The sequence below is a fragment of the Flexivirga oryzae genome, assembly GCF_014190805.1.
In the GTDB taxonomy this organism is placed as follows: Bacteria; Actinomycetota; Actinomycetes; order Actinomycetales; family Dermatophilaceae; genus Flexivirga; species Flexivirga oryzae.
Genome location: NZ_JACHVQ010000005.1, coordinates 197555 through 211340, shown reverse-complemented (window position 1 = coordinate 211340; position 13786 = coordinate 197555). Strand labels below are relative to the sequence as shown.

Genomic DNA, 13786 nt, shown 5'->3' with positions numbered 1-13786 from the left:
GCCGGGCGTCAGTTGCAGATGACGGGGTCCGCGGGCTGGTAACGGGTCGTCAGGCTCTCGTTCTTGACCACCTTGCCCGCCAGGTTCTTCACGACCCGCGTCACCGTCACGCTGAAGCCGTCCTCCGGACCTTGCGCGATGCACGAAGGTCCGGAGAGGTGCTTGGCCGGCCCGGGCGCGACGATGTCGAACTTGTTGCTGGTCGTCGAGCTGACGGTGAAGGTCTTCACGCCGTACAGTCGTATGACGGACGCGTTGCCCTCGATGCCGGCCTGGATCCGGATCGGGTGGCCGGTGTCGTTGGTCCACTTGTTGTCGATGGTGGGATCCCACATGGTGGCCTCGCGGCCCATCGGGTAGCGCGGGATCCAGTAGGCGTGCGCGGTGTGCTCCACCAGCTTCACCCCAGCGAAGAAGGTCGCGTTGTAGAGGGTCGTGGAGACCTGGGAGATGCCGCCGCCCATACCCGGGACGTCCCTGCCGCCGACCAGCACCGGCGCGTCGACGTAGCCGTGTGCTGCGTCGAACGGGCGCAGCGTGTTCAGCAGTGAGAACGTCTCACCCGGCTGCACGACGATGCCGTTGAGCTTGGCCAGACCGACGCTGATGTTGTGGGTGCGTGCGGCGTTCTCGGCGCCGGTCGGGAAGACCGACACGAACTCCGAGATCATCTGGCTGCCGATCTTCGTCTTCTTCAGGTCGGCTGCCGTGACGGTCGGCTCGACCGGCTTGGTCGGCAGCGACATCGTCCGGTCCGGCGCCGTCAGGGCCGCGACGAGCAGCTTCCCCGCGCCCTTGGTGTCCGGTCCGGTGCCGTCCTTGGCGGGAGTGATCGTGCGCTTGCCGCCCCGGTAGCTCAATTTGGCGTCGACCGCGGGGGTGGTGAGTTTGCTCGCCTGCTTGTCGAGCAGCGTGGCCAACGCGTCCTGGTCGACCTTCGGGGCGAGCTTCGCACCGTCGAAGGTGGTGCTCAGGATGTCGGAGATGTCGCTCACCTCGAGCTCGGCCGTCTTCCCCCCGACCTTGACGGTGACCGGCGCCGACATCGCGGGGTCGGCGAAATCCTTGACGTAGCGCTGGATCTCGTCATCGGTCAACGCCGCGGGCTGATGCGTCAGGGTGGCGGCGAACTTCGTGGAGTGCGGCCAGCCGGCGGCGATCTTCTGACTGATGGACTTGGTGTCGACCCCGTCGCCCGGGGTCGACTTGGTGGTCACGACCTTCCCGTCGACGAACTTCACCGTGCCGTTCTTCGGCGCGCCTTCCAGCTCGTCCGAGGCGGCGGCCACCGCCTTCTGCAGGGCGTCCCGGTCGACCTTCGGGGTCAGCGTGCGGTGCGGGCCGTCACCGGTGAGCCGGTGCCACACCGTCGACGGGTTGAGGGAGAAACCGCTGAGACCGTCGAGCACCCCGGCGGAGCTCATCGAGAGCCCGGACTTCGCCGGGTCGAGCTTCAGCGTCGTGCCACCGACGACCAGCTGCACCGGCGTCTTGACCTGCTGCGCGGCTGCCGCCGAGACCTCCGCCTTCGCGTCGGACACACTCATGCCGCCGATGTGGCGGCCGGCGACCGTCGTCCCGCGCTGGATCTTGCCGGACTGCGACGCGGCGAGCGCGACATACCCGCCGGCGAGCACGACGACAGCCGCCGGGACACCGATCAGCAGGCCCTTGCGCAGCCTGCTCCTTCGTCTGTGGTTGTCGTCCGCACCGCTACTGTCGCGGTCCCCACCCGATGCGTCTGTGCTCAACGTTGTACTCCAAATGCGCCCCGGTAATAGATCAGGGCGTCCCCCGGTCTATCTGCGATCGAGACCGAGACTACGTTGCCGATCACCAGCGTGTGATCACCGGCCGGGACCGTGTCGTAGGTGCGACATTCCAGGGTGCCCAGCGCGTCGTCCAGCAACGCCATACCGGTGCGCTCGCCGCGGTGGAACGGAACCCGGTCGAGTTGCCCGTGCAACGGTCGACCGCGCGTGGCCAGCCAGGCCGCGGTCTTGCGCTCCGACTCCGGCAGCAGGCTCACGCCCCAGGCCCCGGCATCGAGGACCGCGTCGTGGAATCGCGCCTCGCGCTCCACGCTGATCACCATCAGCAGCGGCTCCAGGGACACCGACATCAGCGCGTTGGCGGTCATCGCGTGGTCGATGTCGCCGATGCGGGTGGAGATGATCGAGACGCCGGTCGCGAAGCGCCCCATCACCTGCCGGTAAGCGTCCGGATCCACCTCACCCCACGAAGGGTCGTTGGCTTCCTGCTCGCTCATGCCATCAGCCCGGTATGCCGCAGGCCCTCGGTCACCACCGGCAAGGACGCGCCGGTCACCGGGTCCAGCCGCACGAACGCCTCGCGGGCCGCCAGCCGGGTCGCGACGTCGTTGGACAGCGTGTAGTAGCCGTCGAAGACGGTGACCTGGGTGCGGTGCCGCCGCAGCGCGGCCGTCTGTGCCACGAGTGCCTCCTCGTCGATCACGGTGTGGGTGACCAGCGCGTCGTCGACCACGCTCGGCAGGAAGGCATCCTCCGGAGCGGGCACGACGACCCCGGGTGCCGTCGCGTGCTGCGACAACCACCCGCGGTCCTCCACCACCCAACTGCGCGGGCTGACAACGGTGTAGAAGGCCGGCGACTGCGCGAGGCCCGCCACCGCCGCCCGGGTCGCCTCATGGGTGCGGATGTGATCGGGGTGGCCGTAACCGCCGTGGGCGTCATACGTGACGACGACGTCCGGGCGCAGTTCGCGCAGGTAGGCCGCGACGTCCTGGCTGCTCTGCGCCGTTGCCGCCCCGGTGAACGCGCGCGGGTGCGCCGCCGACGGCGTGCCCGCCATACCCGAATCCCGATAGCGCCCGTCTGCCAGGACGGTGACCGAACTGACCCCGAGCTCCTTGACCGCAGAGTGCAGTTCGTCCCGCCGGACGTCGGCCAGCAGGTCGGGTGTGCGGGCGTCGCGGGGCCGGCCGGCGGGCAGCTCGAGGTGGCGCAGGTCCTCCGGGATGACCTCACCCTCCTCGCCGAGGGTGCAGGTCAGCACGTGCACGTCATCGCCGCGAGCAGCGTGGTGCGCGATCGCGAGACCGGTCCACAACGACTCGTCGTCCGGGTGGGCGTGCACGAAAACCAGGCGCATGACTACTTCTTCGCAGCACTCCGGGCACGTGCCGCCGTACGAGCCCGCTCGCCCGCGTCCAGGACAACCTTGCGGATCCGCACGTCTTCCGGTGTCACCTCGACACATTCGTCCTCGCGGCAGAACTCCAGGCTCTGCTCCAGGGACAGTTTGCGGGGCGGGAAGATCTTCTCGAAGTTGTCCGCGCTGGAGGCGCGCACGTTGGTGAGCTTCTTCTCCTTGGTGATGTTGACGTCCATGTCGTCGGCGCGTGAGTTCTCGCCGACGATCATGCCCTCGTAGACCTCGGTGGTCGGCTCGACGAAGAGCACGCCGCGCTCCTGCAGGTTGACCATGGCGTATGACGTCACGGCTCCCGACCGGTCCGAGACCAGCGATCCCGACTGGCGGGTCGTGATCGTGCCGTGCCACGGCTCGTAACCGGAGAAGACGTGGTTGGCGATGCCGGTGCCGCGGGTCTCGGTGAGGAACTCGGTGCGGAAGCCGATGAGGCCGCGCGACGGAACGACGAATTCCATGCGGACCCAACCGGTTCCGTGGTTGGTCATCTGCTCCATCCGCGCCTTGCGGGCAGCCATGATCTGGGTGATCGTGCCGAGGTACTCCTCCGGCGTGTCGATGGTGAGGTGCTCGACCGGCTCGTGCAGCTTGCCGTCGATCTCCTTGGTGACGACCTGCGGCTTGCCGACGGTCAGCTCGTAACCCTCACGGCGCATCTGCTCGACGAGGATCGCCAGCGCCAGCTCGCCACGCCCCTGCACCTCCCAGGCGTCCGGACGCTCGGTGGGCAGCACCCGCAACGACACGTTGCCGATCAGCTCGCGGTCGAGGCGGTCCTTGACCAGACGTGCGGTGACCTTCGCTCCGCGGACCTTTCCGGCCATCGGGGAGGTGTTGGTGCCGATCGTCATCGAGATCGCGGGCTCGTCAACAGTGATGAGCGGCAACGGGATCGGGTTGTCCACGTCGGCGAGCGTCTCGCCGATGGTGATCTCCGGGATGCCGGCGACCGCAATGATGTCGCCCGGGCCGGCCGACTCGGCCGGCTCGCGCTCCAGCCCGCGGGTCATCAGCAGCTCGGTCACCTTCACGGTCCGCTGCGACCCGTCGTGCCGGCACCAGGCGACCTGCTGGCCCTTCTTGATCTGACCGTTGCGCACGCGCAGCAGCGCGAGGCGGCCCAGGAAGTTGCTGGAGTCCAGGTTGGTGACGTGCGCCTGCAGCGGCGCCTCGTCGTCATACTCCGGTGCCGGAATCGTGTCCAGGATCGTCTTGAACAACGGCTCCAGGTCGCTGCCCTCGGGCAGTTCGCCGTCGGCCGGGCGGGTCGTGGAGGCGACACCCGCCTTGGCGGATGCGTAGACCACCGGGAAGTCGAGCTGGTCGGCGTCGGCGTCGGCGTCCTCGAGCAGGTCCATGAACAGCTCGTAGGTCTCCTCCTCGACCTCCGCGATGCGGGAGTCGGGCCGGTCGACCTTGTTGATGCACAGGATGACCGGCATCCGGGCCGCGAGCGCCTTGCGGAGCACGAACCGGGTCTGCGGCAGCGGACCCTCGCTCGCGTCGACCAGCAGCACGACGCCGTCGACCATGGACAGGCCGCGCTCGACCTCGCCGCCGAAGTCGGCGTGGCCGGGGGTGTCGATGATGTTGATGGTGATCGGCTGACCGTCGGCGGACGGCCCGTCATACGAGATCGCGGTGTTCTTGGCGAGGATCGTGATGCCCTTCTCGCGCTCCAGGTCACCGGTGTCCATGACCCGCTCGCCGGTCGTCTCGACCGTCTGGCGTTCGCCGAAGGCACCCGTCTGCCAGAGCATCTTGTCGACGAGGGTGGTCTTGCCGTGGTCGACGTGGGCAACGATGGCGACGTTGCGGACGTCGCTGCGGGACTTCATGGCCATGGAGTTGTCAAAGCTGCCGTCGGGGTGTGCCGGGCAGGCTTCGTCCTTTCTACGCGTATGGGATAGCTACCAGTGTCTCAGGAAATCGGTGTGCTCCTGACCACGGCCCGGCCCCGGCGGGTCCCTCCCACGTCGGGTCCGTGATCCGCCGGTGCGGTCGGTCGCTCACTCATGGCAGCAACAGCCCCGAGTCGCCGAACTCGTGCCACCGGTAACCCTCCCGCACCGCCGCGTCGTATGCCGCCTGCGTCAGCTCCTCCCCTGCGACCGCCTCGACGAGCAGCAGGTGGGACGCGTGCGGGTCGTGCCAGCCGGTGATCAGCCCGTCCACCACCTGCGGTGGCTCCGCCCGGGTGACGACCCGCTCGGTCCAGCCGGACGTCCCGACGACGAAACCGTCGCTGGTGACGGCGGACTCCAGCGCGCGGGTGACCGTCGTGCCGACCGCGACGATCCGGCCACCCGCGCAGCGGGTGGCGTTCACCTGGCGGGCGGTGGCGTCGGGGACCTCGAAACGCTCGGCCTGCGGGCCCTCGCCGGCTTCCTGGGACGACACCCCGGTGTGCAGCGTGATCGGTGCGACACCGACACCCGCCGCAACCAGCCGGGTGACCACTTCGGGGGTGAACGGCCTTCCCGCGGAAGGCATCTCGGCACTGCCCGGGACGGTCGCGAAGACCGACTGGTAGTCCTCGAGCGGGTAGCGGCGGTCCAGGTACCCGTAGCTGATGGGTCGCCCGTGAGTGTGCAGGTAGGCGGCGAGATCGCCGTCGACCTCGGCCCGCCACAGCCGGTTGCCGTCGCCCGTCGGCGACGAGGCGAAGGGGTATGGCGCCTGCAGCGTCACCACGAGCGCGCCGACCTCCAGATGGTCGCCGGGTCGCGCGTCCAGCAGGGCCCGGCTCGCGTCCGGCGAGGAGCGGATCTCCACGACCCAGCTGCCCCCATCGAGGGCGGTGGCGGCGTGCAGCACGACCGGCCCGCGCCCGGCGAGGGTCGCGTCCACCTGCCAGGGCATGGTCGCGGAGTTGTTGACGACCACGAGGTCACCGGCGTTGAGGTGTTCCGGCAGGTGCCGGAAGGTCGTGTGCTCGATGCCGTCGCGGGTACCGACGAGCAACCGGACACCGTCCCGCGGGATGCCGCGCGCCTCGGCGGGCGCCGGCGCGGTGCGCTCCTCCGGCGCGTCGAAGGACGTGCAGGGCTGCACCGCGAGGGCGGTCATGCGTGCGCTCCGGTCGTGTTGTCGACGGTCGTCTCGACGGCCGGCAGGTCGGCGGCCCGGTAGCGCCCCGACGGCGGCCGCCGCGTCCACACGTGCCGCAACCGCGGGATCACCGTGGCCGGTTCGGGGCGGTCGGAGATGTCCTCTCCCGGGAACGCGGCCCGGTGCATCGGCGTGCGCATGTCCCCCGGGTCGACCGCGTACGCGTGCAGCGCGGGGTTCTCCGCCGCGAGGGTCAGCGTCAGGTGGTCCAGTGCGGCCTTGGCTGCGCCATACAGTCCCCAGCCCTCGTAGTGCTCGACGGCGGCGTCGGACGAGACGGACAGCAGCACCCCGTCGTCGGCGAGCAGCTCGGGCAGCAACTCGACGGCGAGCGCGAAGGGTGCGCCGACGTTCGTGCGCCATACCTCCGGCAGGTCCTCGACGGTCCGCTGCGCCAGCGGCAGCAGCGGTGTGGGGCCGAGCGTGCTGGCGTTGTTGGCCAACAGGTCGAGGCGGCCGGCGGCGCGGACCGCTGCCACCAGCGCGTCCCGGTGCGCGAAGTCCGTGACGTCGCCGGGGATCGCCGTGACCCCCGCGAAATCCTTTGTTGCTTCGGTCAGTTCGGTCTGGCGGCGACCGTCGGTGATCACCAGCCAGCCCTCCCCCGCGAGTGCGGCGACCAGCTCCCGGCCGAGCCCCGACGATCCTCCGGTCACCAGTGCGACTTTCGTGTCAGACATCGAATCTCCTTGTTCTCCGGTCCGATACCTGCCATCCTTCAAGTTGAAGTTAACTTAAAGTCAACCCCCAACCGCCGAGAGGACAACATCCGCACCCACAGGACACGAACGAACGGCGATTTCGGCCGGATTTTCGTGTCCGCTCGGCGCGTTCGTGTCCTGTCGGCGGAGGGGTCGGTGGCGGGAGGGCCGCCGCGCATCGTCGAGAAGGGGCACCGCACAGATGGACACCCACGACCTGCTCCCCGTCGGAGTCGTCGCCAAGCGCAGTGGTTTCGCCGCCTCCGCGCTGCGCTACTACGAGTCGCAGGGACTGATCCATGCGCACCGCAACTCCGGCGGGCAGCGTCGTTTCGAGCGCAGCGTGCTGCGCCGGCTCGCCTTCATCCGGGCCGCCGCCAACGTCGGCCTGACCCTGGACGAGATCCGCGACGAGCTCGCTCGCCTGCCGGAGAACCGCACGCCCACCAAGGCTGACTGGCAACGGATCACCACGCACTGGCGCGGTCGGCTGGACGAGCAGATCGCCGCGCTGGAGAAGCTGCGCGACGGGCTCGACTCGTGCATCGGCTGCGGTTGCCTGTCGCTGAAGCGCTGCGCGATCTCCAATCCGTATGACGCCGCGGCCGATGACCAGGGTGCGCCGGGAGCGGCATACCTGCCTCCCCTGCTGCGCCGCCCGCACAAACCCGCCTGAGGCGAAACCGTGTCACATTGCGAGATGGTGACAGTGCGCGTCGAAAGCACGCAGGAGGCCCGCGGACTGAGTAACGTTCGCAGAACCTTTTCGTCACAAGAAGGGTTTCACCCCATGCCCGTCACCAAAACAGCAGCTACCGTCGCGCTGTTGGCCGCCTCGGCACTCGCACTGACCTCGTGCGCCAGTTCCAAGCGCGATGACAACAAGAGCACCGGTAATGGCAAGAGCGACACCAACGCCACGCTCAACTTCGGCGCCGCCGGCGCCCCCGCAACGCTCGATCCCTTCTACGCCAGCGACGGCGAGACCTTCCGGGTCAGCCGGGAGATCTTCGAGGGTCTGGTCGGCTTCAAGCCCGGCACGGCCGAGGTCGCACCACGGCTGGCAACCAGCTGGTCACCGTCGAAGGACGGCAAGACCTGGACCTTCAAGCTGAAGACCGGTGTGAAGTTCACCGACGGCACGCCGTTCAACGCCGACGCCGTGTGCAAGAACTTCAAGCGGATGGACAGCCAGAACAAGGCCGGTCAGACCGCCTCCGAATACTGGCTGGCCAACATGGGCGGCTACAACGGAGCGGACGGCGAGCTCTACCAGGGCTGCGTCGCCAAGAACGCCGCCACCGTGCAGATCAAGATCTCCCGCCCGACCTCGAAGTTCCCGGCGCTGCTCGGTCTGCCGTCCTTCTCGATGCAGTCGCCCACGGCGATGGACAAGTATGACGCCAACGGCATCAAGGCACAGGGACAAGGCTTCGTCTACCCGGCCTACGCCAACGCGCACCCGGTCGGCACCGGCCCGATGAAGTTCCAGTCCTACGACAAGACCAACAAGACCGTCACCCTGGTCCGCAACGACGACTACGCCGGCAGCGACAAGGCCACCGTCAAGAAGATCGTCTTCTCGATCATCCCCGACGAGACGGCCCGCAAGCAGGCGCTGGCATCGGGTCAGATCGACGGCTACGACCTGCCCAACCCGGTCGACTGGCCGTCGCTGAAGAAGGACGACAACCTGGAGATCCGCCCGGCGTTCAACATCCTCTACCTCGGGCTGAACGCCAAGGTCGACCCGGACCTGAAGGACCTGCGGGTGCGCCAGGCGCTCTATTACGCGATCAACCGCGACCAGTTGGTCAAGTCGCAGTTGCCGACCGGCGCCAACGTGGCCACGCAGTTCATCCCGAGCACGGTCGCAGGCTTCAACAAGTCGCTGACGCCGTACAAGTACGACCCCGCCAAGGCCAAGTCGCTGCTCAAGGCCGCCGGCAAGAGCAACCTGAAGATCACCTTCTGGTACCCCACCGAGGTCAGCCGTCCCTACATGCCGGCGCCGGACAAGATCTTCAACGCGATCAAGTCCGACTGGGAAGCGGTGGGCGTCAAGGTGACGCCCAAGCCGATGCCCTGGGCCGGCGGCTACGTCACCGGAACCCAGAACGGCAACGCCGCGGCATACCTGATGGGTTGGACCGGTGACTACAACACGCCGGACAACTTCCTCGGCAACTTCTTCAGCGACCCGAAGGGCCAGATGACCGTCGGCGCCTACCCGTGGGGCGCGGCGTTCCACAAGGCGCTGCAGGACGATGACTCGATCGTGGACGAGTCGCAACGCGCCACGGCATACGAGCAGCTGAACAAGAAGATCATGGAGCAGTACCTCCCGGGTCTGCCGATCTCGAGCTCCCCGCCCGCGATCGTGTTCAGCAAGAAGGTCACCGGGGTCGTGCCGAGCCCGTTGACCGACGAGCACCTGTGGACGGCGAAGGTCAGCAAGTAGTAGCACCCCCGACCGGCGCCGCGTGTCCGCGCGGCGCCGGTCACCGGCGTTCACCTCGGTAGGAGCAAACCTCTCGTGCTGCGATTCATCGTCCGACGCCTGCTGCAGGCGGTCCTCGTCATGTTCATCGTGTCCGTGCTGCTGTTCGCGTGGTTGCGGTCGCTGCCCGGCGGTCCGGTCGACTCGCTGCTCGGCGAGCGCGCGACGCCCGCCACCCGGGCGGCGCTCAGCAAGACGCTCGGCCTCGACCAGCCGCTGCCCGTGCAGTACTGGCACTTCCTCAGCAACGCTCTGCACGGCAACTTCGGCACCTCCACGCAGGTGCAGGCCGGGACGGACGCGATGGACCTGTTCCTGCAGCGGCTCCCGGCGACCGTGGAGCTGTCGATCTTCGCGATCATCATCGCGCTCGCCACGGCCATCCCGCTCGGCTACTTCGCCGCCAAGCGGCACGGCGGTCTGCTCGACACCGGATCGGTCGTGCTGTCGCTGGTCGGTGTCGCCGTCCCGGTCTTCTTCCTGGCCTTCGTGCTGAAGTACGTCTTCGCCGTCGAGTTGCACTGGCTCCCCGTGGCCGGTCGCCAGAGCCCGGACCTGGACGCCACTCGCATCACGAACTTCTACGTCCTCGACGGGTTGCTGACCCGGGAGTATGACGCCTCGTGGGACGCGATCAAGCACCTCGTGCTGCCGGCGATCGCGCTGGCGTCGATCCCGTTCGCGGTGGTCTTCCGTATCACCCGCGCGTCGGTGCTGGAAGTGTTGAACGAGGACTACGTCCGCACCGCCGAGTCGAAAGGCTTGTCGGCACGGATCATTCGCGGCCGGCACGTGTTGCGTAACGCGCTCCTGCCGGTCGTGACGACCATCGGTCTGCAAGTGGGTGGTCTGCTCACCGGTGCGGTGCTGACGGAGACCGTCTTCGCCTATCCGGGCCTCGGCGACGCTCTTGCGCAGGCCTTCAGCCAGCGCGACTATTCGGTACTACAAGTGCTGATCACCATGGCGGCGATCGGTTATGTCCTGGTCAACCTGCTGGTCGACGTCGCGTACGCGATCATCGATCCCCGGATCCGGACGAGGTGAAACCGATGAATCCCATGCAACGCAAGAAGGACCGCATCGACGCATTGGTCGGCGGCCACCCGGGCGATGGTGACATCCCGGACGCCGGTCAGGTCAGCGAGTCCGGCGGGCTGAGCCTGATCGGCAGCGCCTGGCTGCGGCTGCGGCGCAACCCGGTCTTCCTCGTCGGTGCGGCGATCACGATCCTGTTCGTGCTGGTCGCGCTCTTCGCGCCGCTGCTCGCACCGCACAACGGCACCACGAAGTACCTGATCGACCAGGTCACCCCGGACACCCCGATCCCCCCGTCCCAGAAGGGCTTTCCGCTGGGCGGCGACGATCAGGGGCGCGACTTCCTGTCCCGGCTGATCCTCGGCTCCCGGCAGACCCTCATCGTCGGTGTCCTGGCGACACTCGCCGGTCTCTTCGGCGGACTGGTGCTCGGCACCATCGCCGGGTCGATGGGCGGGTGGGTCGACTCGGTCGTGATGCGCATCGTCGACGTGATGCTCTCGCTGCCGTCCCTGGTGCTCGCCCTGGCGGTCGCCACGCTCTTCGGCAAGCCGTCGCAGTGGACCCTGATCATTGCGATCTCGATCGTTCAAGTGCCGATCTTCGCCCGGCTGTTACGTGGCTCGATGCTCACCCAACGGGCGAGCGACCATGTGCTCGCCGCGCGGGCGCTCGGCGTGAAACCGATCGCGATCACCTTCCGGCACATGCTGCCCAACTCGCTCGGCCCGGTGCTCGTGCAGGCGACCCTGGTGCTTGCGACCGCGATCATCGAGGCGGCAGCGCTGAGCTTCCTCGGCCTGGGCAACCCGGACGACTCCTCCGCGGAGTGGGGCCAGATGCTCGGAAAGGCACAGCAGTTGTTCGACATCTCACCGCACGTGGCGTTCTGGCCGGCCGGGTGCATCGTCGTCGTGGCGTTCGGCTTCACGCTGATGGGTGAGTCGTTGCGCGAAGCCCTCGATCCCCGGAACCGGAGGTGACCGGAATGACCACTGCACCAACGAAGACCGACACGTTGTTGTCGGTGCGGGACCTGGTCGTCGAGTTCGGCACCAAGGGGCAGAAACCCTTCCGAGCGGTCGACGGGGTGTCCTTCGATGTCCGGCCGGGCCAGACGGTCGGTTTGGTCGGCGAGTCCGGCTGCGGCAAGTCGGTGACGTCCCTGGCGATCATGGGTCTGTTGCCCAAACGCGGCAACAAGGTCGCCGGGTCTGCCGTGTATGACGGCACCGACCTGCTGACCCTGGACGATCGTGAGATGCGCGACCGGCGTGGCCGGGACGTCGCGATGATCTTCCAGGACCCCCTGTCGTCGCTCAATCCGGTCGTCTCCATCGGCATCCAGGTCGCGGAAGTGCTGCAACGGCACCGAGGGATGAAAAAGGCTGCGGCTCTTGCTGAATCGCGTGATCTGCTCGATCGCGTCGGCATACCCGACCCGACCCGCCGGCTGAAGGAGTACCCGCACCAGCTGTCCGGCGGGATGCGGCAGCGCGCGCTGATCGCGATGGCGTTGGCGTGCAAACCGCGGCTGCTCATCGCCGACGAGCCGACGACCGCGCTCGACGTGACCATCCAGGCGCAGATCCTCAACCTGCTCAAGGAGCTGGTGATCGACTCGGGCACTGCGCTGATCATGATCACCCACGACCTCGGCGTGGTGGCCGGCCTGTGTGACGAGGTCAACGTGCTGTATGGCGGGCGCATCGTCGAAACTGCTTCGCGGCACGAGATTTTCGCCACGCCGCGACACCCGTACACCAACGGTCTGCTCGGCTCCATCCCCCGGCTGGATGGCGCGCGGAACGAGCAGCTCGCGGCCATCCCGGGATCGGTGGCCGACAACATCCCGTGGTCGTCCGGGTGTGCCTTCGCGCCGCGCTGCTCCCGCGCCATCGAGGTGTGCCGCACCGAATCTCCCGCTCTGGAGCAGGATCCCCTGGCGATGGAGGAGCACGCCCTGCGGTGCCACAACCCCTGGCCCACCGACGAAGGAACGAGGGGATCGGCGTGAGCGAGCAGACGTTCACCCTGGACAAGCAGCCGTCCGGTGGGCAGCACGAGGTGCTGCTGGACGCGCGGGACGTCGAGGTGCACTTCCCGATCAGGCGCGGCGTGATCTTCGACAAGACGGTGGGTTACGTCTATGCCGTCGACGGTATGACGCTGCAGATCCACAAGGGCGAGACCTATGGTCTTGTTGGCGAATCCGGTTGCGGGAAATCAACGTTCGGCCGGGCGCTGCTGCGGCTCGAGGAGCCCACCAATGGGACGGTGACCTTCGACGGCACCGATCTCGCCACGCTGCGCGGCGATGCGTTGCGGCGCAAACGCCAGGACATGCAGATGGTCTTCCAGGACCCGCTGTCGAGCCTCGACCCACGGCAGACCGTCGAGTCACTGCTGCTCGAAGGGATGCACGCACACGGCCTCACCAAGGACAAGGAGGCGGCCGGTGCCCGCCTGCGCGAGCTCCTGTCCGCCGTGGGGCTGCCGGCTGCCGCGCTGCGCAAATACCCGCACGAGTTCTCCGGGGGCCAGCGCCAGCGGATCGGCATTGCGCGGGCACTGTCGGTGGACCCGCAACTGATCGTCGCGGACGAGCCGGTCAGCGCGCTGGACGTGTCCGTCCAGGCGCAGGTGATCAACCTGTTGGAGGACGTGCAGGAGCAGTTCGGCCTGACCTACCTGGTGATCGCCCACGACCTCGCAGTGGTTCGGCACATCAGCGACCGGGTCGGTGTCATGTACCTCGGCTCCCTTGTCGAAGAAGCGGATTCGGACGAGCTGTACAAGACACCGTTGCACCCCTACACGCGCGCGCTGATGTCTGCGGTGCCGATCCCGGACCCCCTGGTCGAGGACCGCCGGGAGCAGATCCTGCTGGCCGGTGACCTGCCGTCGCCCGCCAACCCGCCCAGCGGGTGCCGCTTCCACACCCGCTGCCCGTGGCGTCAGGAGGAGCGCTGCGACACCGAGCGACCGCAGTTGCGGGTCGTACAGATCGACGGGGTGCCGACGTCGCACCGCGTGGCCTGCCACTACGCCGAGCAGATCCAGTCCGGTCAGATCCAGCGGCACGAGGTCACCGCGACGGCGGTCGACCCCGCCGCCCTCGAGGACCTGCCCGACGTGAACCTCCAGGAGGGTGGCGGCCAGCCGTTCTCCACCCAGTGACCGCCCCCTCACCGACAGGCTCAGCAACGTTCCAGAGGCTCAGTAGTTCAGGGCGTTTCGTGCC

The 13786-nt window shown here is 68.0% G+C and carries 12 protein-coding genes; 6 read left to right on the top strand and 6 right to left on the bottom strand.

From position 1 onward, the window contains the following. Positions 1–8: 8 nt before the first annotated feature. From FHU39_RS22000 to FHU39_RS21975, 6 genes are all read right to left on the bottom strand, one after another. Positions 9–1751 (bottom strand): VanW family protein, encoded by a 1743-nt coding sequence (locus FHU39_RS22000; RefSeq protein ID WP_183322874.1) that lies wholly within the window; start codon positions 1749–1751, stop codon positions 9–11. Continuing rightward, positions 1748–2269 carry a flavin reductase family protein gene (locus tag FHU39_RS21995; protein WP_246336825.1) on the bottom strand — a complete coding sequence of 174 codons (522 nt, stop codon included), beginning with the start codon at positions 2267–2269 and terminating at the stop codon, positions 1748–1750. Before FHU39_RS21995 ends, FHU39_RS22000 begins: the two co-directional genes overlap by 4 nt. Further along, entirely contained in the window at positions 2266–3132 is an 867-nt protein-coding gene (gene mshB, locus FHU39_RS21990; RefSeq protein ID WP_183322873.1) for an N-acetyl-1-D-myo-inositol-2-amino-2-deoxy-alpha-D-glucopyranoside deacetylase, read from the bottom strand. The genes FHU39_RS21995 and mshB overlap by 4 nt, the downstream gene beginning before the upstream one ends. A gap of 2 nt (positions 3133–3134) precedes the next feature. Beyond that, the gene (gene typA, locus FHU39_RS21985; RefSeq protein ID WP_183322872.1) at positions 3135–5036 is read right to left on the bottom strand and encodes a translational GTPase TypA; all 1902 of its coding nucleotides are present in this window, start codon (positions 5034–5036) and stop codon (positions 3135–3137) included. Between the two features lie 169 nt (positions 5037–5205). Further along, entirely contained in the window at positions 5206–6261 is a 1056-nt protein-coding gene (locus tag FHU39_RS21980; protein WP_183322871.1) for an S-adenosylmethionine:tRNA ribosyltransferase-isomerase, read from the bottom strand. Then, positions 6258–6983: an SDR family NAD(P)-dependent oxidoreductase gene (locus FHU39_RS21975; RefSeq protein ID WP_183322870.1), complete on the bottom strand. Its 726-nt coding sequence runs from the start codon at positions 6981–6983 to the stop codon at positions 6258–6260. The genes FHU39_RS21980 and FHU39_RS21975 overlap by 4 nt, the downstream gene beginning before the upstream one ends. Positions 6984–7206: 223 nt before the next feature. Between FHU39_RS21975 and soxR the strand changes: the two genes are divergently transcribed. The 6 genes from soxR to FHU39_RS21945 all read left to right on the top strand — a co-directional run bounded on the left by soxR (position 7207) and on the right by FHU39_RS21945 (position 13722). Further along, positions 7207–7680: a redox-sensitive transcriptional activator SoxR gene (gene soxR, locus FHU39_RS21970; RefSeq protein WP_183322869.1), complete on the top strand. Its 474-nt coding sequence runs from the start codon at positions 7207–7209 to the stop codon at positions 7678–7680. A 114-nt stretch (positions 7681–7794) separates the two neighbouring features. Continuing rightward, a complete protein-coding gene (locus FHU39_RS21965) occupies positions 7795–9465 on the top strand; it encodes an ABC transporter substrate-binding protein (protein ID WP_183322868.1) in 1671 nt (556 codons plus the stop codon). 75 nt (positions 9466–9540) lie between these two features. Beyond that, on the top strand, positions 9541–10551 hold the full coding sequence (locus FHU39_RS21960; protein ID WP_183322867.1) for an ABC transporter permease subunit: 1011 nt from the start codon (positions 9541–9543) through the stop codon (positions 10549–10551). A gap of 5 nt (positions 10552–10556) precedes the next feature. Next, positions 10557–11525, top strand: coding sequence for an ABC transporter permease (locus FHU39_RS21955; protein WP_183322866.1), 969 nt, complete (start codon positions 10557–10559; stop codon positions 11523–11525). Between the two features lie 5 nt (positions 11526–11530). Continuing rightward, a complete protein-coding gene (locus FHU39_RS21950) occupies positions 11531–12559 on the top strand; it encodes an ABC transporter ATP-binding protein (RefSeq protein ID WP_183322865.1) in 1029 nt (342 codons plus the stop codon). Further along, positions 12556–13722, top strand: a complete 1167-nt coding sequence (locus FHU39_RS21945; RefSeq protein ID WP_343066065.1) for an ABC transporter ATP-binding protein — start codon at positions 12556–12558, stop codon at positions 13720–13722. The genes FHU39_RS21950 and FHU39_RS21945 overlap by 4 nt, the downstream gene beginning before the upstream one ends. Positions 13723–13786: the final 64 nt, after the last annotated feature.